This is a genomic window from Aquirufa aurantiipilula (genome assembly GCF_019923745.1).
GTDB lineage: Bacteria > Bacteroidota > Bacteroidia > Cytophagales > Spirosomataceae > Aquirufa > Aquirufa aurantiipilula.
In genome coordinates this window covers 244016-264091 of the sequence record NZ_JAANOG010000003.1, presented here as the reverse complement: position 1 = coordinate 264091, position 20076 = coordinate 244016, and the positions used below count along the sequence as shown (strand labels likewise).

General features: G+C 39.1%; 23 protein-coding genes and 1 tRNA gene. 14 read left to right on the top strand and 10 right to left on the bottom strand.

The window, feature by feature from the left end; all coding sequences use genetic code 11:
* Positions 1-4: 4 nt before the first annotated feature.
* The 5 genes from ccsA (G9H60_RS04790) to G9H60_RS04770 are packed head-to-tail and all read right to left on the bottom strand — an operon-like array spanning position 5 to position 4548.
* Positions 5-2557, bottom strand: coding sequence for a cytochrome c biogenesis protein CcsA (gene ccsA, locus G9H60_RS04790; protein WP_223142964.1), 2553 nt, complete (start codon positions 2555-2557; stop codon positions 5-7).
* Entirely contained in the window at positions 2554-3003 is a 450-nt protein-coding gene (locus G9H60_RS04785; protein ID WP_223142963.1) for a cytochrome c maturation protein CcmE domain-containing protein, read from the bottom strand. The genes ccsA (G9H60_RS04790) and G9H60_RS04785 overlap by 4 nt, the downstream gene beginning before the upstream one ends.
* 5 nt (positions 3004-3008) lie before the next feature.
* Positions 3009-3218, bottom strand: coding sequence for a CcmD family protein (locus G9H60_RS04780; RefSeq protein ID WP_223142962.1), 210 nt, complete (start codon positions 3216-3218; stop codon positions 3009-3011).
* Positions 3215-3895, bottom strand: a complete 681-nt coding sequence (ccsA, locus tag G9H60_RS04775; protein WP_223142961.1) for a cytochrome c biogenesis protein CcsA — start codon at positions 3893-3895, stop codon at positions 3215-3217. The genes G9H60_RS04780 and ccsA (G9H60_RS04775) overlap by 4 nt, the downstream gene beginning before the upstream one ends.
* Positions 3883-4548, bottom strand: a complete 666-nt coding sequence (locus G9H60_RS04770) for a heme exporter protein CcmB (protein WP_223142960.1) — start codon at positions 4546-4548, stop codon at positions 3883-3885. Before G9H60_RS04770 ends, ccsA (G9H60_RS04775) begins: the two co-directional genes overlap by 13 nt.
* Positions 4549-4733: 185 nt before the next feature.
* Between G9H60_RS04770 and G9H60_RS04765 the strand changes: the two genes are divergently transcribed.
* Positions 4734-4964: a FeoA family protein gene (locus G9H60_RS04765; protein WP_109322050.1), complete on the top strand. Its 231-nt coding sequence runs from the start codon at positions 4734-4736 to the stop codon at positions 4962-4964.
* 8 nt (positions 4965-4972) lie between these two features.
* Positions 4973-7099, top strand: a complete 2127-nt coding sequence (gene feoB, locus G9H60_RS04760) for a ferrous iron transport protein B (RefSeq protein WP_262899947.1) — start codon at positions 4973-4975, stop codon at positions 7097-7099.
* On the opposite strand, the gene G9H60_RS04755 is transcribed toward feoB, so the two are convergent.
* Together G9H60_RS04755 and G9H60_RS04750 are read right to left on the bottom strand one after the other, a co-directional pair.
* Positions 7100-7549, bottom strand: a complete 450-nt coding sequence (locus G9H60_RS04755) for a PaaI family thioesterase (RefSeq protein WP_223142959.1) — start codon at positions 7547-7549, stop codon at positions 7100-7102.
* Between the two features lie 30 nt (positions 7550-7579).
* The gene (locus G9H60_RS04750) at positions 7580-8002 is read right to left on the bottom strand and encodes a DUF2147 domain-containing protein (RefSeq protein ID WP_223142958.1); all 423 of its coding nucleotides are present in this window, start codon (positions 8000-8002) and stop codon (positions 7580-7582) included.
* A gap of 153 nt (positions 8003-8155) precedes the next feature.
* Between G9H60_RS04750 and G9H60_RS04745 the strand changes: the two genes are divergently transcribed.
* From G9H60_RS04745 to G9H60_RS04735, 3 genes are read left to right on the top strand one after another with little or no spacing between them, the layout of a single operon-like run.
* Positions 8156-8917, top strand: coding sequence for a phosphosulfolactate synthase (locus G9H60_RS04745; protein WP_223142957.1), 762 nt, complete (start codon positions 8156-8158; stop codon positions 8915-8917).
* Between the two features lie 50 nt (positions 8918-8967).
* Positions 8968-9606, top strand: coding sequence for a VTT domain-containing protein (locus G9H60_RS04740; protein WP_223142956.1), 639 nt, complete (start codon positions 8968-8970; stop codon positions 9604-9606).
* Position 9607: 1 nt separating this feature from the next.
* A complete protein-coding gene (locus G9H60_RS04735) occupies positions 9608-10366 on the top strand; it encodes a shikimate dehydrogenase family protein (protein ID WP_223142955.1) in 759 nt (252 codons plus the stop codon).
* On the opposite strand, the gene G9H60_RS04730 is transcribed toward G9H60_RS04735, so the two are convergent.
* Positions 10363-10866, bottom strand: a complete 504-nt coding sequence (locus tag G9H60_RS04730; protein ID WP_223142954.1) for a phosphoribosyltransferase family protein — start codon at positions 10864-10866, stop codon at positions 10363-10365. The two genes, G9H60_RS04735 and G9H60_RS04730, sit on opposite strands and share 4 nt — an antisense overlap.
* 96 nt (positions 10867-10962) lie before the next feature.
* Here G9H60_RS04730 and G9H60_RS04725 point away from each other — a divergent pair, with 96 nt between their 5' ends.
* The gene (locus G9H60_RS04725) at positions 10963-11508 is read left to right on the top strand and encodes a YcxB family protein (protein WP_223142953.1); all 546 of its coding nucleotides are present in this window, start codon (positions 10963-10965) and stop codon (positions 11506-11508) included.
* Positions 11509-11531: 23 nt separating this feature from the next.
* Positions 11532-11942, top strand: coding sequence for a Holliday junction resolvase RuvX (gene ruvX / locus G9H60_RS04720; RefSeq protein ID WP_223142952.1), 411 nt, complete (start codon positions 11532-11534; stop codon positions 11940-11942).
* 35 nt (positions 11943-11977) lie between these two features.
* On the opposite strand, the gene G9H60_RS04715 is transcribed toward ruvX, so the two are convergent.
* The gene (locus G9H60_RS04715; RefSeq protein ID WP_223142951.1) at positions 11978-12805 is read right to left on the bottom strand and encodes a phytanoyl-CoA dioxygenase family protein; all 828 of its coding nucleotides are present in this window, start codon (positions 12803-12805) and stop codon (positions 11978-11980) included.
* A gap of 231 nt (positions 12806-13036) precedes the next feature.
* On the opposite strand from G9H60_RS04715, the gene G9H60_RS04710 reads away from it, so the two are divergent.
* The 7 genes from G9H60_RS04710 to G9H60_RS04680 all read left to right on the top strand — a co-directional run bounded on the left by G9H60_RS04710 (position 13037) and on the right by G9H60_RS04680 (position 18532).
* Positions 13037-13882: a hypothetical protein gene (locus G9H60_RS04710; protein ID WP_223142950.1), complete on the top strand. Its 846-nt coding sequence runs from the start codon at positions 13037-13039 to the stop codon at positions 13880-13882.
* Positions 13883-13919: 37 nt separating this feature from the next.
* The gene (locus tag G9H60_RS04705; protein ID WP_223142949.1) at positions 13920-14666 is read left to right on the top strand and encodes a transporter; all 747 of its coding nucleotides are present in this window, start codon (positions 13920-13922) and stop codon (positions 14664-14666) included.
* Between the two features lie 43 nt (positions 14667-14709).
* Positions 14710-16131 carry a BatD family protein gene (locus G9H60_RS04700; protein ID WP_223142948.1) on the top strand — a complete coding sequence of 474 codons (1422 nt, stop codon included), beginning with the start codon at positions 14710-14712 and terminating at the stop codon, positions 16129-16131.
* Positions 16132-16137: 6 nt separating this feature from the next.
* Positions 16138-17223 carry a chorismate synthase gene (gene aroC / locus G9H60_RS04695; protein ID WP_223142947.1) on the top strand — a complete coding sequence of 362 codons (1086 nt, stop codon included), beginning with the start codon at positions 16138-16140 and terminating at the stop codon, positions 17221-17223.
* Complete coding sequence (locus tag G9H60_RS04690) at positions 17223-17663, top strand: nucleoside deaminase (protein WP_262899946.1); 441 nt, start codon at positions 17223-17225, stop codon at positions 17661-17663. Before aroC ends, G9H60_RS04690 begins: the two co-directional genes overlap by 1 nt.
* A gap of 90 nt (positions 17664-17753) precedes the next feature.
* Positions 17754-18365 carry a superoxide dismutase gene (locus G9H60_RS04685; RefSeq protein ID WP_223142946.1) on the top strand — a complete coding sequence of 204 codons (612 nt, stop codon included), beginning with the start codon at positions 17754-17756 and terminating at the stop codon, positions 18363-18365.
* Between the two features lie 93 nt (positions 18366-18458).
* A tRNA-His gene (locus tag G9H60_RS04680) sits at positions 18459-18532 on the top strand.
* A 157-nt stretch (positions 18533-18689) separates the two neighbouring features.
* On the opposite strand, the gene G9H60_RS04675 is transcribed toward G9H60_RS04680, so the two are convergent.
* The gene (locus G9H60_RS04675) at positions 18690-20045 is read right to left on the bottom strand and encodes an alpha/beta hydrolase family protein (RefSeq protein ID WP_223142945.1); all 1356 of its coding nucleotides are present in this window, start codon (positions 20043-20045) and stop codon (positions 18690-18692) included.
* Positions 20046-20076: the final 31 nt, after the last annotated feature.

Sequence of the window (20076 nt, the reverse complement as noted above, 5' to 3'; positions counted from 1 at the left end):
GTGATTAAGCAGCTTTGGGTTGTTGTAATCTACGGAACATGGCCACAAACAATCCTATAAAGACCAAAATGGACCCCACCCAAACTAAATTGATGTAAGGTTTTTCCAAGGCTTTGATAATAATTAAGTCTTGCTGAGTCGTATTAACCGCAAAACTAAATTGTTGTGTTTTCGGGTTGATGGCCGTGAATTTAATTTTGATCCCTGTTTCTTCACTTTCAAAAGCTGGCATAGCTACCATGCCTCCTTTGATGATGAAAAGTGGTGCCAGAGAGAATTGTTGGAAATTTTTACCTAAAACCTGGAATTGCGCTTTTACGGCAGCATCGTTGGGTCCTAAGGTCATATCTTCTACTGTATTCACTCGAGATACATCTTGTAAAACAGCCACAAAATCATTTAAAAATAGCGTGTCACCAATACTCACCGTGGAGTTAACTGTTTGACTCCATTGTTTTTCTTCTCCTGCTTCGGCGGCTAAACGAGGGTCCAGTGAAACATAAGTGTAAATGTCGTGGCTCCAAGCATGTTTTACGTCGGGCGAAATGGCTGTTCCCATTTTAGGATTTACTTGCCAACGAGGATAGAGTGAAACCGATTTTCCTTCGGCATTTTTAAATTCTAATTCATAGTAGGTGTTCTCGGGTTCCACGGTTAAGGTATCTCCTTTTTTAGCAATCAACTGACCGTCTTTTTCCACGTTGCGTAAAGCTACAGCATGAAAATCACCTTCTATCACTTCAAAATCTTTTCTTGGATAATAACCAGGCTTACCGCGCAATTCTATCATTCGACCTTTATAAGTCACTAAATAATCTTGCATTTGAGCACCTTGGCCTAGCCAAAGTGGAAGGTTCTCTTTATTTTCTTTGTTATCATCTTTGGTAAACTGTTCAACCTTATTGGAAATGGCAAACCCAGATCGGTTTAATGAAACGACTTTGGAATATCCAGAAGAAAATAAAATACCAATGAGCATAACCGCCAGTCCTACGTGGGCCATGGCTCCTCCCACCAAATTAAATCGCTGGCGAATTAAGAATATCAGGATATTGAAATTGGCAATAACAGAGAATAAACTTGTCCACAACAATAAGATGTACGAAACCGTATAAACCTTGCCTAAGTTGACAAAAAGAACGGTAAATAAAGTAGCTACCAAAGCGGAGTTGGTCAGTGGTTTAAAAGAAGTGGACTCTTTCAATTTCCCCCACCAAATGTATTGTCCTACAGCACTCAATGCCGCAATGGCCAAGAAAATCCAAATTTGAATTTTGCTGTAATGTTCTACTTGGTCAGCAGGCAATGCGATATTCGATACGATTCCGAAAGCCTCTGCAATTTTATTGTAGACAGGAATGGAAGTCGTGAAAATCAATTGGAAAGCAGATAAGCCTAAAATAGAGGCCCCTACGAAAATCCAGAATTCACGAGAATAAATGCCTAATTCTTTTTCATCCACAGGTAATTGTTTCCATCTTTTTGCCGCAAAAAATATGGCTACAAACAAGAAGGTCAACATGTAAATCAACAACTGTCCTGATAGCCCTAAGTCGGTAAAGGAGTGAACAGAAGCATTTCCTAAGATTCCTGATCGGTTTAGGAAAGTGGAATATAAAACCAAAATAAAGGTACATATCACCAAAATGATGGATGTTTTTAAGGCAGCACTGGAATGCTTATAAGCAATCATGGTGTGTATGGCACCAATGAGTACTAACCAGGGAACGAAAGAAGCATTTTCTACGGGATCCCAGTTCCAATAACCACCAAAGTTCAAGGTTTCATAAGCCCAATAGGCTCCCATCATGATACCAATACCTAAAATTCCTGCGCCAAAAAGAGCCCAAGGCAATGCTGGTTTGATCCATTCTGTTAATTGATTTTTCCAAAGGCCCGCAATTAAATAAGCAAATGGCACTAAGGTTAAAGCAAATCCCAAGAATAAGGTGGGAGGGTGAATTACCATCCAATAATTTTGTAACAATGGATTTAGTCCACGGCCGTCTTTAGGAATGAAATTTGGTTGTAAGCTCCACACAGGAAGGTCTGGCTGAGCTTCACGCAATAATAAGAATGGTGAGGATCCAATTTTTAAATCGATGTAAGGAAGAATGACTCCTAAAATCATCGAGGTTAAAAAGGTTTGAACCAAGGCAAAAACGGTCATGACTGGTGCTTCCCATTTTGGGTTTTTGACCATCAATATCACACCTAAAATCGCTTGCCAGAAAATCCACAAAAGGAAACTGCCCTCTTGTCCTTCCCAATAGCATGAAATCATGAAAGCCATAGGTAAGGCTTTGGATGAATGGGAGAAGGCGTAATGATATTCGAAATAGTGATTGTATATGATGACAAATAAGCTAGATGCTACACCAATCACAGCAATGAGATGAATGATGAAAATACCTCTGGCTAATTTTACCCAATCTTTAGCTGCTAATTCATCCGCCGTTTGCGTGGCTTTGAAATAGGAGAACGTAGCCAAAAGGGCAGTTACAAAGGATATGATGACTAATAGGTGACCAACTGATCCGATTGTCTCGTGTATCATAATTGTTTTTTTGCTTCATACGTGGCTGATGAGTCAGCCGAAATTTTACCTTCTTGATATTTAGAAGGGCATTTCAATAAAATTTTATCGCAATAGAAAATCTTGTCTGGCTTCATACTTCCTACCAACACAATCTTTTCAGAGCGTTCAAAATCCTGAGGTTTAGGTGCAGCATAGATCACTTGATTTTCTCTGCCTAAACTATCCTGAACAATGAATTCCAAGCGATTGGCATCCACCGCAGGGTCAAAATGCATGCCAACAATTTTGCCTTGTGCATCTTTTTTTAAGGTCCCAACTACGTGAACTTTTTGGTTTGGATCATTTTGAGAGATGCGTTCGGCTTCATCAAAGCCAACGTAGGTACTGGCATCTCCTGTGGTGATTAAAATAATTCCAATGGCTACAGCGATTAGAATCAGACCTATGATATGTGTCTTTTTCATACGTTTTATTTTTTGAGCTCTTTTTCAAGGGCACTCACTTTTTTGTCTAGACTGAACAGATAGATGAATAGTCCGATTAAAATAACGAGCACTACCGCTATAACGACATAGATTTTGCCATCCGCGCGAAACTTGTCCGCCATTTCAATCTCATTTTGAGCTAAACCTAAAAAGCAGGTAAAACTGAACAAAAGGGTTAAGATATATTTTTTCATACTTGTTCTTTTTCTTCTAATAAAACTTCAATTTTTCTGATCCGAATGCGTAATTGGGCATACCAAAAACCCAAGGACATCCATCCTAAAATGGCAGGATAAAATACCATGCGCATGCGGTTATCTAAATCCATGGAATTGAAACCTGGATTACCACCATTTCCTGGATGCAAAGAATCCGTCATACGAGGTAATATCCAAATAAGAACCATGAAAATGATGAAGGCAAAAATATTATAAACAGATGATATCCTGGCTTTTTGCTGTTCATCAGGTAGGGAAGAGCGTACTAGTCCATAAGCCAAGTAAATGAGCATTCCAATAGCAACAGAGTTCAATTTAGGGTCGTTGGTCCACCAATCTCCCCAAGTAAATTTAGCCCAAATACTACCCGTAATTAATCCCAAAGTGGCAAAAATTAGACCTGTAATGACATAGGCATTGGATTTCAAATCATCCATGGGGTCGGATTTACGCAAATATTGAATGGAATGATAAACCGATACTCCCAGCAGGGCAATCATACTGAACCACATGGTCACGTGGAAGTATAAGTTGCGAACCGTTTCATTCAGAATGGCTTGACGAGGCACTTGCCCAGCAAATCCCATGTACATGGTGTAGACCAATAACAGCATACCAGCCCACTTCCAATAATATTTTTTTAGTGTCTCCATATATAAGGGAATAGTATTCCTGATAAAACAATCACAATCACATCTAGAGAGGCTAGTACCGCGATTTCATCCCAGTTTTCAGCAATAGAAATACCATCTAATGCGCTTTTGGAAAGTTTTAATAAGAATAGTAATAAAGGTATGATGATGGGGAAACTTAAAACCGCCATCAATGTAGAAGTGTTTTCTGCTTGTGCGGCAATGCCACCCACCAAGGATAAAGTTGAAGCAAAGCCTATGGAACCTAAAATCAGGGCAATGACATACAGCGACATGTTGCCGACCGGATTTCCCATGACCCATGAATACATAAAAATTCCCACCAAGGAAATTCCTGTCATTAAGATGGAATTGTATAGGATTTTAGAATAAATAACAGACTCAGGTTTTACTAAAGTATAGTAAAATATCCCCCGCTGTGAGGACTCTTGGGTAAAACTTTTACCAATGGCATTGATGGCAATAAAGAGCAAAATGACCCAGAATAGCACATTCCATGTGATAGGACTGATGGATTCTTGCTTGGCTTTAAAGGATAAATAACTAACGAAGATGGTAGAAGCCAGGTAAAGCAACAAACCATGAACGGCATATTTTTGACGCCATTCTAGCTGTAGCTCTTTTTGAAACAAAACCTTGATCTCCTGAAGCATTATCAATGTCAAATTAGTAAAGGACCTGCAATTTACGACAGAAAGTTGGCTTTGATGAATATTCCTAAGAGTATTTTGGGTATTTAAAATCAAATTATTCAAAACTAAGAATTATCATTTTTTAGCTCAGAAATACTTAGTACATTTGTGCCTAATTTTGAATTATTCTAAATAAGAATGGAGGATTGAATATGCTAACACTGGCGGATTTACGGATAGGGGAACATGGTGAAATAACAGGGTTTACGGATGAAATACTCTCATTAAAGCTTTTAGAAATGGGCTGTTTGCCCGGTACCGAAGTGATATTAACCCATCATGCTCCTTTTGGCGATCCCATCGCTTTAAAAGTTTCTGGTTATACCTTAACCATGCGAAGAGAGGAAGCGGCTACCATTCAAATCAAACGAAAATAAATTAAACTTTGGCTAACGTAACCAGAATAGCGCTTATTGGTAATCCAAATGCTGGGAAATCCTCTTTGTTCAATACATTGACAGGACTGAACCAAAAAACAGGAAACTTTCCCGGGGTAACCATGGATAAGTTGACAGGTATTTGGGAACTAGAACCAGGCAGAAATATTGAAATTCTGGATTTACCGGGCATTTATAGTATATATCCCAAATCCATTGATGAAGAATTAGTTATCAATATTTTGGGTAATCCTAAACATCCAGATTATCCGGATATGGCCATTGTGGTAGCGGATGCTTCCAATTTAAAGCGTAATTTATTACTCTTTTCTCAGGTACGCGACTTAGGAATTCCTACGGTTTTGGCCTTGAATATGATTGATGTAGCTGAAAATCAAGGCTTTGTGATTAATTCTTTGAAATTGGCGCGTGAACTTAATGTGGAGGTTGCCGAAATCAATGCCAAAAAGGGAATTGGAGTGGGTGGATTGAAATTGGCCGTGATTAAAACATTGAAACATCGCTATGCTTCCAATGATGCCTTGCCGTTGCCAGTTTCTGAAGAGTTAATCGAAGATGTTCAAAAGCAATTTGGCGAAGCAGACCCTTACCGTTCTTTATTGTGGTTGATGGAACATGATCGCATGAAAATGTTTAATCAAGAGCAGCGCGAATCTTTCGATCATTTGATGGAAAAGCATCAATTTGAACCAAAGAAATACAAATCAGCTGAAACGGTTAGGCGATACGAGCAGATATCCGAAGTGGTAGAACGGTGTGTGATCAATTTGAATCGACAATGGGATGCGGAGCCAGTAAAAACCTGGACAGATCGATTGGATAAAGTCTTTATACATTCGTTTTGGGGCTATGTCATTTTCTTGGCCATCTTATTTGTGATGTTCCAAGCCGTATTTACTTGGGCAACATATCCCATGGATTTGATTGATGGGGGAGTAGCTCAATTAAATGATTGGTTGAAAGGCATTTTGCCTGATTCTCCTTTGACAGGAATGTTGACCGATGGCTTAATTGCCGGTGTCGGTGGGGTGTTGATATTCGTGCCTCAAATCGCTTTCTTGTTCTTCTTCATTTCTATGTTGGAAGAAACAGGCTATATGTCGCGCGTGATGTTCATCATGGACAAAATGATGCGCCGATTTGGATTAAACGGTAAATCAGTTGTGCCTTTGATTTCAGGGATTGCTTGTGCGGTGCCTGCCATTATGAGTACACGATCTATTGGTTCATGGAAAGATCGTTTAATTACCATCTTGGTGACTCCATTAATGTCTTGCTCGGCTCGATTACCTATTTATACCGTATTAATCGCCTTGGTTGTTCCCGAAAAGAATACCTTATTTGGCGTATTTAATTTACAGGGAGTGGCCCTTTTTGGTTTATATCTTTTAGGATTTTTCATGGCTTTGCTTTCAGCTTGGGTATTGAAGAAAATATTGAGAGCTAAAGAAAGAAGCTATTTCATCATGGAATTGCCGACCTATAAAGGCCCTCGATTTAAGCACGTAGCCATTTCCATTTACAATTCTGTAAGAGCCTTTGTTTTTGAAGCAGGAAAAATCATTGTAGCTATATCCATTGTCTTATGGGTATTTGCTAGTTACGGCCCTGGCGATAGTATGGCTAAGATTGAGGAGCAAGTGAGATTGAAAAACCCTACTTTATCTGGAGTAGACTTGAGTAACAAAATAGCATCAGAGAAGCTAGAGAATTCCTACGCAGGGCATTTTGGTAAATTAATTGAACCCGCCATCAAGCCTTTGGGATACGATTGGAAAATTGGTATTGCTTTGATTACCTCTTTTGCTGCTAGGGAAGTATTTGTTGGAACGATGTCCACCATTTACAGTTTGGGTGGTGAAGTGGACAATGAAAATGCCACTATTAAGAATCGCATGCGGGCAGAAATAAACCCAGATACGGGCAAACCGATGTATGATGCGGCTCTAGGTTTTTCCCTATTGATATTTTATGCCTTTGCAATGCAATGCATGAGTACTTTAGCGACTACCTACCGCGAGACTAAATCCTGGAAATATCCTTTGATTCAATTTGGCTACATGACGACTTTGGCCTATTTAGCCGCGTTCTTGGTTTACCAAATTCTGTCTTAATTACATTTTAAAAGGTATGGATGTGGCGGCAAGGTTACTTGAACCTTTTGCCAATAATTTACCTTCGGCATTGTACATTTTAGCTTCCACATTGGCTACTTTTTTTCCTACGCGAAAGACTTCAGATACCACAGTAATTTTTTCTCCTGCTTTGGCGCCGTAAAGAAAATCGATGCTAAGGTTGATGGTGACATATAAATGCTCAATATCGCAGGTAATTAAGGTGGTTCCCATCATTTCATCCAAGAGCATGGAAATAACACCTCCGTGCAAAACACCTGCATGATTGCATTGATCTTCCCTGACTTCAAATTCGGCTGTCATGGAACCTGCTGAAACAGATTTTAATACACCATCCAAATATCGGGTAATGGGATTCGGATTTTCGTGGGCCATTCTCTTGCCAATATATTGAGACAAAAATGCGATGGCTTTATCATTTGCTTTCATGTGGATGTAAGTGTAGGCGGTGGTAAATTATTATTGTGGACGAGTCCATGTGCTAGTTCTGCCAAACATGGCAACTCCCACAAATCCTCGAATATCAAGGGACTTATTATTATCTTTTACTTTTAAAATGCAGTCGTAGGTTTTACCAGAATGAGGGTCATAAATGGTTCCTTTTTCCCAAGCAGAACCTGTGAAAGTAAAATCTTTCAAAATGACAGTTCCGAGTAAATCTCGATTGCGCAAGGCTTCGTTTGGATTTTTTACATCTTTTTTGCCTGGCGTTTTACTCCAAGAAATTTTCCCATAATATTTATCCCCTTGTTTAAATACGGTTATTTTGCCGTCTTTTTCTTGGGAAATCCAATCACCCAAAATGACATCACTTGGGGGCTCTGCCAGGCTCATCGAAGTAAATAGGCAGGTGAAAAGTAAAAGTAAAAATGAGTTTTTCATGTCTATTTTTTTTGCAAATATACAAAAGGATATCTTCTTTTGAGCTTTCAGTAGAATTGGATTATAGGAGGTTTGGCTCAATCAGATGTAATGCTTATTTTTGTAGGATAGCAGGAAAAAACAATCAACAATTAACCTACTGCTTGTTTCTATATGAACTATAATTTATCCCAAATACCAGAAAGATTTGAAAAGCCACGTCAAAAGGGTTTGACTATGGTCATGGACAAAGGCCTTAGCCTTCGTCAAGTTGAAGATTTTTTAGAGGTCGCGGGAAGTTATACTGATTTAGTGAAATTAGGATGGGCTACTTCCTATGTAACCCCCAATCTAAAAGAGAAATTAGCTATTTATAAGTCAGCAGGCATCCCTGTTTATTTCGGTGGTACTTTATTTGAAGCATTTTATATCCGTGGAGAAGTGGATGAGTACCGTCGTGTATTAGATCAATATGGCATGGAATATGCTGAAATTTCGGATGGTTCAGTAGAAATGAATTCGGATGTGAAGTGTGAATATATTCGCCAACTATCTCAACAAGTAACCGTTCTCTCAGAAGTAGGTTCTAAAGACGAGGCAAAAATTATACCTCCATATAAGTGGATAAAATTGATGCGCATGGAGTTAGAAGCTGGCGCATGGAAAGTAATTGGAGAAGCTAGAGAAGGTGGTAACGTGGGACTTTTCCGCTCTTCTGGAGAGGTTCGCCAAGGTTTAGTAGAGGAGATTTTAACTGAAATTCCAGAAGAAAGTATCATTTGGGAAGCACCCCAAAAATCACAACAAGTATGGTTTGTGAAACTGGTAGGCGCTAATGTCAACGTAGGAAATATTGCTCCTAATGAAGTGATTTCATTAGAGACAATCCGACTAGGTTTACGCGGAGACACCTTTGATCATTTCTTAACCAAATAAGTTAAGCCCCGAATTTTCGGGGTTTTTTATGTTATCTAATTGAAGCAAACATGATACAACAAGCCTTAGATTTATTAAAGGACCCATTACATTTTTTAACGGAGTTTATCGCAGCGCATGGTTCTTTAACTTATGCTTTATTATTCGCCATCGTGTTTATGGAAACGGGCTTGGTGGTAACACCTTTATTGCCAGGTGATTCCCTTTTGTTTTCAGTCGGTTTGATCGCCGCGGCATCAGGTCAATTATCCATTGCCATTGTAATACCGATGTTGATATTCGCTGCTTTAAGTGGGGATCAAGTAAACTATTTCATGGGTAAATATTTCAGTGCCTATGTACGTTCCAAAGATAAAATCTTGTTTTTAAAGCGTTCGCATTTCGAAGAAACAGAAAAATTCTATGAGAAATACGGAGTGAAAACAGTGATCATTGCACGTTTTGTCCCTATTGTACGCACAGTAGCCCCATTTGTTGCTGGTGCAGGACGCATGTCATATTCAGTCTATTTATTATTTGGCTTTCTGGGAGCATGCCTTTGGGTAACGAGCATTACCTTGGCAGGTTATTTTTTGGGTGATAATGAATGGGTTAAATCCAACTTTGAAAAGGTCGTTTTAGGTATTGTTGGAGTTTCGGTTTTACCAATCATACTGGGTATTCTTAAGCAAAAATTCTCTTCTAAGTAATATGTCCATTTCCCACTTGTATGGTTTGCTCGGATATCCTTTAGGGCATTCTTTTTCTAAAAAGTACTTTACAGAGAAGTTTGAAAAATGGGGTTTATCAGAAAGTCATTCCTATGAGCAATTTGAAATTCCTCAAATTGAAGATTTTTTGACTCTAAAATCAGCACATAAAGGTCAGTTAAAAGGCTTAAATGTGACGATTCCCTATAAGCAACAAATCATGTCTTTATTGGATGAAATAGATCCAGCAGCGGCTAAGATTGGTGCTGTCAATACCATTAAAATATTCCCTGATGGTAAGACCAAAGGCTTTAATACCGACTATTGGGGTTTTCGTCAAACGATTGAATCTTGGGATGCTTTTCCTGAATTTAAATCAAAGAAGGCTGTGGTTTTAGGTCAAGGTGGAGCGGCAAAGGCAATTATTGCTGCTTTAGAGGACTTAGGTATAACTGTGTGGAAAGTTTCTCGAACACCTGTAGAAGGTCAGATTTCATATGAAGATTTAGCTGCCGCGATGGATGAGGTGGGCTTGATTGTGAACTCAACTCCATTAGGTATGTATCCCAACATTGACTCATTTCCCCCCATTGATTATCATTTGTTGAACAATCAACATTATTTATACGATATCGTTTATAACCCTTTAAGGACGGCTTTTTTGGAAAAAGGTGTCGCCCAAGGTGTGGGAGGAGTTTATGAAGGTCTTGAAATGCTGCATGGACAGGCCGACAAAGCCTGGGAAATTTGGAATGCTTAACGCAGATAAACGCCTAATCTACTTTTGTCGGATAAAACAACTTCTACGTGTTCAGATAAGGTAGTCGACATTTGATAGCCAATATAATCTGCAGAAATGGGAAATTTGCGGTAATTACGATCTACCACTACCGCCACTTGAATCTTTTTGACGTGCATACTTAGGAAAGGAGCAAGGCTGTAAGAAAAAGTTCTTCCTGTATTTAATACATCATCTACCACGATAATCACTTTGTCTTCAAAGATGCTTTTGTCGCAATCAAACTGAACTGGACTTTCGTAAGGAACGTCTTTATTTAATTGAATAGCTACGGCCTGAGCCTTGATGGAGGAGATTTCCAAGATGTTTTGACACAACAGTTGGGCTAGGGTAAAGCCTTCACCTACTATCCCGGCGATGATGATTTCTTTCTCTTCAAAATTGTTTTCAAAAATTTGAAAGGCAATTCGACGAATTTTTTGAAGCAAAGCCGGACCGTCAAGTATTTGTTTGGAATTCATGCTAATGGGATTCATTCAAAATAGCCTCTGAAATTACCAAAAAGTATTCAAATTTTGTACCTTTGCGACTTATTTAGCGATTAAAATAATAGATATATGGCCAAAATGTATGGGGCTCAGCAGCGAGTTCAGCAAGCACCCAGTAACCCTTTAGCAATTAAGACGAAGAAATTTTCCCTTGAAAAGAATAAATACATCGGCTTGTGTATGCGTCAACTCTTCTCTAATCAGTGGAAATGGTCATTTTTGCCATTGGCTTTGATTCTTGGAAACGTGGCATTGAATCTAACAGCTGTTTATAAAAACTACTGGATTTACATTTTCATCGTAGTCGGTGTGATTGGCTATGTCTTGTTTTGGTTGATTCAATTTACAGGAATTACTCAGTTAGCTCAATACAAGCAATTGTTTGATAAGTATCGTTATGAGATTGATAGTCGTCAGATTTTCATGAAAATCTCAGATAAAGAAGGAGGAATGATCAAGTGGGATATGATAACAAGTGCTTACAAGGATAAAGATGCCTATGTATTTACGATGGGCAAATACCAGTTCATTCATTTGCCTTTTAACGTGTTAACGAGCGATAACGATCGTAAATTATTGGATAAGATTTTGCGTGACAAAGGTTTAATATCCTAAAAGATTCTTGGGAATCATCCAACATGGGAAGAATACTGGCGATTGACTATGGCTTAAAGCGTACGGGTATTGCCGTGACAGATCCTCTGCAAATTATTGCCAATGGATTGGAGACTGTTCCATCTCATCAATTGTTGGTTTTTTTGGCTGATTATATGGCAAAGGAACAAGTGGATGAACTGGTCATTGGTATGCCAAAGAATTTGGACAATACCGATACGGATTCCACCCAAGCTGTAAGGAACATTATCAAGCAAATTCAAAAGAAATTTCCGGCAACACCTTTACGATTGCATGATGAACGCTTTACTTCCCAAATGGCCATGAAGGCTATGATAGCAGGTGGGATGTCTAAGAAAGATCGAAGGGTGAAAGCCACGGTGGATCGGGTTTCCGCAACCATCATTTTGCAGTCCTATATGGAATCAAAATAGCATAAAAAAGCCCTCATTAATTGAGGGCTTTTTGTTTATTTCTGAACTACTTTCGCAAATCGATGGTAGAAAGGTGTTTTACTGTTTTCTGATTTCGGTTTGAATTTACCCGTGATGATTGGAACGTACATCACACGTCTGCGCGATTTTTCTCCAAAATTAGGAGAAACCTCCACACGGTGCCATAAGCGGCCATCATGTATTGTTAGATCGCCACGCTCTATTTCAAAGGCTACTTCACGTGGATCTGGACGGTGATCGATGAATTGTTTTTTGCCAAACAATAACTTTAGTACACTTTGGTTTTGAGTTCCCGGGATTACACGTAAACCACCATTGGCTGATGGACAATTATCTAAATGTATACCTACGTTTAACATAGGTAAAATCTTTTGACCCAAAAATAAATCTCTAGGGCTATCCGTATGCCAACCCATTTGAGTGAATTTAGAGTTCGGCTGATTCACATAGTGATTAAACACCAAGCCGTCTTTTTCATCTTCACTTAGACGTCCATCGTAAGGTGCCAAAAATTCAGTTAATAATTGGAAACGAGGGTCTTTTAAGAATTCACCTAAAACGGGACTATACTTGTTCGTAAAACACATGCGCTGAATCATGTCATTACCTTGTGGATCTTTACCAAACTTCAATGGAATTCCATTGATTTTTTCCACTTTATCATCCAACCATTTTCTCTCAATCTGAGCTAATTCCTGGATAAATAACTGGGCAGTTTCATCGGTAATGAAACCCTTAAACTGAATAACTCCAAATTTGGTAAAGTAGTCTTTCTGCTCCTGGGTTATCTCACTACCTAAAGTAAATGTTTTGTATTCAAACTTTGGTGATGATTTTTTCATATTCTATGGCCAATTTTGCGCGTTTTGTTTCTCGCTTAGTATTGGTACTCTAATTATAAATTTGAACTCGCAAGTTACGTCAATGTTACTAAAATTTGATTATTAAAACCTAATTTTCTGATGAAAATCATGATATTTTGAGCATACTTTGTGGAAAAAATAGCAGCTTTGTATTCTTTTTTCAGCCTAAGGAAATCGGAATCATTTTATTGATATTTAATTTATTTGTTCATGCCTAAGTACATCCTACTCTTTCTTTTTTTTATCCCATTTCTCGCTTCTTCTCAATCCGATTATTTACATCGTAAAGGAACGTTTTTCGTTTTTTGGGGCTATAATAGATCTGCCTATCCCACTTCTGATATTCGCTTTCAAGGCCCCGGTTATGACTTTACCCTAGCAGCCGTTCAAGCGAGTGATGCCCCAACTCCCTTTGATGGTTTTCAAACGTATTTTAACCCTTCCTTATTTTCCATCCCTCAGTTCAATTTACATGGAGGCTACTTTATTAATGATAGCTGGTCAATAAGCTTGGGTTGGGATCACATGAAATACGTGATGAATCCTGATCAGGCTTCTCATATTACCGGTCACATTGACGCACAAGTGTCTAACCCTCAAATACCTGTAAATCCGGCTTATGTGGGCAATTATTCCAACAGTCCTTTCGTAATTCAATCCAAGGATTTTTTACAATATGAACATACTGACGGATATAATTATGCAGCTCTGGAAGTGGAAAACTACCATCCCATTTGGAAAAAAGAGAAATCAAATTTCCAGTTAGATTGGATTAATGGAGTGGGTATCGGGGCAGTTGTTCCACGATCAGATGTACGTTTATTTACTGTTGGTACTAATAATTTTTGGAACTTGGCCGGCGCTGGAGTATCTGCAAAATCGGGTTTACGCTTGAATTTAACGAAGCTCTTGTTTTTTGAAGCCATGTTTAAAGGAGGTTATACTAATTTGTGGGAGGTACATACCACAGGTAGGTCGGTAGACCATGCCTCACAGACCATTTGGTTCGGTGAATTTTATGGAGCCCTCGGTTTTTCTATAGGAAAGGCTAAATAAATTTTTAGTTTAATCTAAAAATTTGTAAACTCGCAGTATGTTGCGAGCGAAATACTTCTATATTCTATTTTTTCTGTTCAGTTTCCCTCTTTTTGCCCAGCAAGAGGGTAGAATAGAAACGGATCGTCCTGACCAGACTGAATGTCCCTTTATTGTCAAAAAAGGCTATATCCAAATGGAATGGGGCTTTAACCGCCAAATTGAATCTGGAGAGATGTCCTTAACATATCCTACATCTTTGATGAAAATTGGTTTAGGGAAACGCTGGGAAGCTCGCTATACCTCGGTCTGGGGACAAGAGGGCGGTCGTTCTACTTATCAATCGGATGCTGTAGGATTCAAATATGCCATATTGTTTCCAGAGAAATCCTTTGCTCGAGTTTCCTTAATCGCCCATTATCGGGTGAATGACCAAAAAAGAGATGAGAGTGAGCGAAATAATGAACGCCACTCTGTGGGGGATTTTGTCTTCACTATTCAACATGATTTTCCTAAAGGATTTGGACTCGGATATAATGTAGGAGCGGAAGTGCACAGCAATGGGTCAGTAGAGGCGATTTACCGTTTTGCCCCCAATATGAATATAGGTAAACGAGGATATGCTTATGTAGAGGTTTTCGGGAGGATGCCTTCTTCTAGTCAAACCGATCAATGGGTAGACGGCGGTTTGGCTTATTACATCAATGATGACCTCAAATTGGATATATCTGCAGGAAAAAGTTTACAAATTGAGAATACCTGGTATGCAGCCTTAGGATTATCATTCCGATTTAAAGTTTTTTAGGAACTAGCCTAAAGAGCTTGGGACAATTGCTTAAATTGCCGGAATGAATTCACGGAATGCCTTCTTGGGCTTATTTCTTTATTTAATTTTTGGCTTTCAAACTTTGTTCGCTCAAAACAAAGTAGATTTTTCCATTCAGATTGGTTCAAAAAATATCAATCAGGACGAAACTTTTGTAATTTCCATAACAGTGCCCGCCAATGGAACAAACCCCGAATCCATTACTTATAAATTTCCCGAATTAGCCAATTTTCAAAAGTTGGGGATAAGTCGAGGGAAGTCCTCCAATTATCAAAATGGACAAATAGAACAACGCATAATTTATTCTCAGCACTATCAAGCATTAGGAGTAGGGCAGTTTTACATTCCTTCTGATGAAGTAGTCGTCAATCAACAGGCTCAAAAGTTTGAACCCTTTTACATTTCTGTGAATCTAAGTACTGGGCCCACTGTAGAAAATAATCCTGATGAAGTTTCTCTTGCCGACGAAGTGTTGGCAAAAGCGAATCAACCCTTTTTATTGGTGGCTAGTAATCATGTTCGGCCCTTTGTTGGGCAAGGTTTCACCTTGAAATTTTCCTTGTTTGTACCTGAAAATAATACCCAAGAGCTAGAATTTGACCGAAATGATATTCAATTACCTAAATTAATTCAACAACTAAGACCGAGGAATTGTTGGGAAGAAAGTTTTGGTTTGCAAGTTGAAAAAGTTTCTAAAGTAGAAATCAATCAGAAAAAATATACCGAATATCGTTTTTTTCAAGCCACTTATTTTGCATTAAATAATCGTCCTATTCAAATTCCCTCCCTTAGCTTACAGATTCTGAAAAAGGAAAAAATCGCTGGCGAAGTAAAATCTATTCCGATGGTTTTTAAATCTCCTGCTTTGTTGATTCAACCTAGGTCTTTACCCAATCATCCTTTGGCAAACAAAGTACCTGTAGGGATATACACCTTGAAAGAATCCATTTCTAAAAATCAGGCAAAAACAGGAGAGCAAGTATTGTATACGTCCAGTATCATCGGTGATGGGAATGGTATTTTATGGGATTCAAAAGGGCTGGAATCGGATTACTTTATGGATTTTAATCGACTATCTACACAAAGTTCTGTGTATCCGTCCATGGATAAAATGTTGGGAGATATAACAGAAATTATACAGATTATTCCTAAACAACCGGGTAAATTTGCATTAAAGCAGTATTTTTACTGGATTTATTTTAACACACGTACAGAAAAGTTTGATACGTTACGATCAAAGATTGATGTAGAAATTCAGGGCCAGCCATCAGATTCACGCGTGAATACAAGTCGTGAAATGGAGGGTTTGTACCGAGGAATTGAGAACTTGAATTCAGATACGGTGGTGTGGAATAGGTGGGTGAATTGGCGACAATTAGCTAATTTGACCATTTTTTCAATTTTTGTAGTCTTGGTTTTCCTGATTTGGAAAACAAAAAAATAAAGCGATATGGGGAGTATTTACGGGAAAATATTTCAGATTAGTACTTTTGGTGAGTCACATGGAGCGGCAGTAGGTGTCGTGGTTCAAGGCTGTCCAGCAGGAATTTCATTTGATTTAGAATTCATTCAGTCGGAATTGGATAGAAGAAAGCCTGGGCAATCCAGAATTACTACCCAAAGAAAAGAGGCGGATAGTATTGAAGTGGTATCTGGAGTATTTGAAGGAAAAACTACGGGTACTCCCATAGCCATGTTAGTTTGGAATGGCGACCAGCGTTCTAAGGATTATTCCCACATTGCTGATCAGTTTAGACCTTCCCATGCGGATTACACCTATTTTGCTAAATATGGATTAAGGGATTATCGAGGAGGCGGACGTAGTTCGGCTAGAGAAACGGTTGCCCGTGTGGCTGCTGGGGCATTGGCTAAATTGGTCTTAGCTCAATTGGGCGTAAAAATTACTGCTTATGTTTCTCAAGTAGGAACCTTAAAACTACTAAGGCCTGTTGAACAATTGGATTTAAGTGTAACGGAAACGAATGCGGTGCGTTGCCCAGATCCTGAAATGGCAGATCAAATGTTTCATTATATTGATGAGATTCGTAAACAGGGAGATTCAGTAGGAGGAGTTGTTTCAGCTTATATCACAGGTTGTCCAGTTGGTTTAGGCGAACCGGTGTTTGATAAATTACATGCTGAGTTGGGTAAAGCTATGTTGAGCATCAATGCTGTAAAAGGTTTTGAATATGGCAGTGGTTTTGATGGTGTAGAAAAGAAGGGTTCAGAGCATAATGACGTCATTGTGAAAGAAGCTGATGGTACCGTGCGCACTTTGACCAACCATTCGGGTGGTATTCAAGGAGGGATATCCAATGGAGAACCTATCTATTTCCGAGTAGGATTTAAACCAGTAGCCACCATCATGCAAGATCAGGATAGCATCAATGAGAAGGGTGATAAGATTACCGTTTCTGGAAAAGGTCGCCATGATCCCTGTGTGGTTCCAAGAGCAGTTCCTATCGTGGAGGCTATGGCAGCTATTGTGATTTTGGACTTTTATTTGAGAAATCGGGTGATTCAAATGCCTGCCTAATGATGAGTCAGGAAGATGAATATTACATGGGGTTGGCGCTCATGCAAGCTCAAAAGGCCCTAGATGAGGAAGAAATACCTGTAGGTGCTGTGGTGGTTTGCCAAGGGCGAGTAGTGGCTAAGGCCTATAATCAAACGGAAGTGTTAACGGATGTGACAGCCCATGCTGAGATGATCGCGATTACTTCAGCGGCGCAAACAATCGGAGCCAAATATTTGAAAGATTGCACGATGTATGTGACATTAGAGCCTTGTTTGATGTGTGCTGGCGCATTATATTGGTCGCAATTGGGTAGACTAGTTTATGGAGCAAAAGAAGAAAAACGAGGATTTGAACGTGTGGGGCAGTCTGTTTTGCACCCTAAAACGGAAATACTTGGAGGAATAAGAGCAGAAGAGTCAGAATCTTTATTGAAAGAGTTTTTTTCCATGCGTAGGTGAACCGAAACCATGGTTTACTTGTTTAAGACCTACGCATCCTGATATTGGATACGATTAAAGACAAATTTACATATTTTTAAAACCTATATTATGGCTTTTGAACTAGCACCCTTACCTTATGCAAACAATGCTTTAGAACCGCATTTTGATGCATTAACCATGGAAATACACCATGACCGTCACCACAATGCTTATGTGACCAATTTGAATGCAGCCGTAGCAGGCAGTCCATCTGAAGGAAAATCTTTAGAAGAATTATTCAGTCATATTTCTAGCTTAAGCCCAGCTATTCGTAACAATGGCGGTGGACATTATAACCATGATTTGTTCTGGAATATTTTATCACCCAATGGTGGTGGAGCTCCAGTGGGAACTTTAGCCAAAGCAATTGATGCTAAATTTGGTTCATTTGATGCTTTCAAGGAAGAATTCAAAAAAGCAGGTATTACCCGTTTTGGTTCTGGTTGGGCATGGTTAGTTGCTCAAAAAGATGGCTCTATTGCTGTTTCTTCTACGCCTAATCAAGATAATCCATTGATGGATGTAGCTGATGTTAAAGGTTTTCCTGTGATTGGTTTAGACGTGTGGGAGCATGCTTATTACTTGAAATTCCAAAATAAGCGTCCGGATTACGTGGATGCATTTTGGAATGTTATCGATTGGAATGCAGCTGAAAAAAGATATTTAGCAGCACAGAAATAAAAGAAGGGGGATAAAATTTCGGTTTTATCCCCATTTTTTTTCGATTCGGATTTGCGATGTACCTTGATTTGTGTATTTTTGCAATCCCAAATGGCGGTTGTAGCTCACTCGGTTAGAGCACTGGTTTGTGGTACCAGGGGTAGTGGGTTCGAATCCCATCATCCGCCCAAAAAGTCTCAGTATTCATACTGGGACTTTTTTTGTTGCTATTTTCTCCCTAATCTTTTAATGCAGAATGTAGAATTAAGAATGAAGAATTGGGAATACAGCATGATACCACTTCCAACAGCTATCATTTACAATTTATAATTTACAATTTATCATTTATTTCAAGTATTTGGATGCAAACTCGATGAAATTGGGCCAATTGGGGCCTGTAACGTGGCCTTTATCATGCATACGAAAAGCAATTTCACCTTCGGTTTTAGCTTCGTTAATTACAGGTGCACGATCAGAAATCAAGCCCTTTTTTCCAAGTAATTCATAGACTGGACTTGCTTCTTTTCCTGCCAAATACATTCCATAAGGATCTGCCCAACTATCTCCATTTCCACCCACACCTATGTATATTGGCCTTGGAGCACAAAGCGCAATTAACTCATGGGCATCAATTGCTAGGTCGTTCCACTGCAACGGTCCTGCATATTTTAAAAAATTCCCAGCCATCCAATGGTATTCATTTTTTGCTGCGACATTCTCAATCAACTCTCCATAATTTCTGCGGTATAATTTCAGTCCACCAGCACCTGAAGAACAGATATAGCCGATGGCAAAGCGTGAATCAAATGCCATGGCCACCGCTGCCGCTTTACCATAGCGCGAATGTCCAGTTATGCCCACGTGAGTATATTTGATTTGTGGTAAAGTTTCCAAATAGTCCAATACTTTACTCGCACCCCATGCCCAGGCCCGCAAAGAGCCCCAATCGTCGGCTTTTCTAAATTCCCCACGATTCATCAATCCAATAATGCCTGATTTTAAACCAGCCCCATTATCTGCTTGAACGCTAGTAGGGTTTAATTGAATAAAGGCCCATCCTTTGGCGATCACTTGTTCTGTCCATGGAATTTCATTGGCTGGCGCTGGCGGTCGATTCATGCCTGGAGGAAACACCCATGCCAATTCCATCATTGCGGGCATAGCTTTTTTAATATCCTTTCTAAATCCTATGCTTACTTCTATTTGAACGGATATGGAAGGGAATCGTTTATTGTCGACCGTCCCAATTAATTTTTGAATTTCCACAGGAAAACCGGCCATGGTTTTGTTTTCTGTGGAGATTATTTTCCAAGTAATCGGTGGAATGTTATCTGGTATACGTCCATAAATCTCTCTTTCAAAATCTTCTACAATTTCAGGTTTGCGGTGGTAATTCCAAGTTCTTTTGGAATCCACCCACTTTCCATTCTTTAACTGCAAAGCTGCGGGTAAATTTGGGAAAATGGTCGCTTTAGATTCATCATAATTGGCTGCATTGGGAGCTTTAGGATTACTTCCATTCACACCAGGCCGAATGCTTTGAATGTTTAATTGCTGTAACATTTGCTCATAATCAGCCTGCGTTTTTCTATTTCGTTCGGCTATGATACTATCTTGTTCAGCTGTTCTAGGTATTTGAGCCAAGCCATTCCATGAAACTAGGAGTAAAAAAAACAGGGGAAAGGATAATGTTGGTTTCATCGTAAGAAGATTCATTCAACGATATTACTCA

Excerpts from the sequence above, each read along its gene's own strand:
- ccsA (WP_223142964.1), bottom strand. The coding sequence starts at position 2,557 with ATGATACACGAGACAATCGGATCAGTTGGTCACCTATTAGTCATCATA.
- G9H60_RS04785 (WP_223142963.1), bottom strand. The coding sequence starts at position 3,003 with ATGAAAAAGACACATATCATAGGTCTGATTCTAATCGCTGTAGCCATT.
- G9H60_RS04780 (WP_223142962.1), bottom strand. The coding sequence starts at position 3,218 with ATGAAAAAATATATCTTAACCCTTTTGTTCAGTTTTACCTGCTTTTTA.
- ccsA (WP_223142961.1), bottom strand. The coding sequence starts at position 3,895 with ATGGAGACACTAAAAAAATATTATTGGAAGTGGGCTGGTATGCTGTTA.
- G9H60_RS04770 (WP_223142960.1), bottom strand. The coding sequence starts at position 4,548 with ATGCTTCAGGAGATCAAGGTTTTGTTTCAAAAAGAGCTACAGCTAGAA.
- G9H60_RS04755 (WP_223142959.1), bottom strand. The coding sequence starts at position 7,549 with ATGAAAGCAAATGATAAAGCCATCGCATTTTTGTCTCAATATATTGGC.
- G9H60_RS04750 (WP_223142958.1), bottom strand. The coding sequence starts at position 8,002 with ATGAAAAACTCATTTTTACTTTTACTTTTCACCTGCCTATTTACTTCG.
- G9H60_RS04745 (WP_223142957.1), top strand. The coding sequence starts at position 8,156 with ATGAACTATAATTTATCCCAAATACCAGAAAGATTTGAAAAGCCACGT.
- G9H60_RS04740 (WP_223142956.1), top strand. The coding sequence starts at position 8,968 with ATGATACAACAAGCCTTAGATTTATTAAAGGACCCATTACATTTTTTA.
- G9H60_RS04735 (WP_223142955.1), top strand. The coding sequence starts at position 9,608 with ATGTCCATTTCCCACTTGTATGGTTTGCTCGGATATCCTTTAGGGCAT.
- G9H60_RS04730 (WP_223142954.1), bottom strand. The coding sequence starts at position 10,866 with ATGAATTCCAAACAAATACTTGACGGTCCGGCTTTGCTTCAAAAAATT.
- G9H60_RS04725 (WP_223142953.1), top strand. The coding sequence starts at position 10,963 with ATGGCCAAAATGTATGGGGCTCAGCAGCGAGTTCAGCAAGCACCCAGT.
- ruvX (WP_223142952.1), top strand. The coding sequence starts at position 11,532 with ATGGGAAGAATACTGGCGATTGACTATGGCTTAAAGCGTACGGGTATT.
- G9H60_RS04715 (WP_223142951.1), bottom strand. The coding sequence starts at position 12,805 with ATGAAAAAATCATCACCAAAGTTTGAATACAAAACATTTACTTTAGGT.
- G9H60_RS04710 (WP_223142950.1), top strand. The coding sequence starts at position 13,037 with ATGCCTAAGTACATCCTACTCTTTCTTTTTTTTATCCCATTTCTCGCT.
- G9H60_RS04705 (WP_223142949.1), top strand. The coding sequence starts at position 13,920 with ATGTTGCGAGCGAAATACTTCTATATTCTATTTTTTCTGTTCAGTTTC.
- G9H60_RS04700 (WP_223142948.1), top strand. The coding sequence starts at position 14,710 with ATGAATTCACGGAATGCCTTCTTGGGCTTATTTCTTTATTTAATTTTT.
- aroC (WP_223142947.1), top strand. The coding sequence starts at position 16,138 with ATGGGGAGTATTTACGGGAAAATATTTCAGATTAGTACTTTTGGTGAG.
- G9H60_RS04690 (WP_262899946.1), top strand. The coding sequence starts at position 17,223 with ATGATGAGTCAGGAAGATGAATATTACATGGGGTTGGCGCTCATGCAA.
- G9H60_RS04685 (WP_223142946.1), top strand. The coding sequence starts at position 17,754 with ATGGCTTTTGAACTAGCACCCTTACCTTATGCAAACAATGCTTTAGAA.
- G9H60_RS04675 (WP_223142945.1), bottom strand. The coding sequence starts at position 20,045 with ATGAAACCAACATTATCCTTTCCCCTGTTTTTTTTACTCCTAGTTTCA.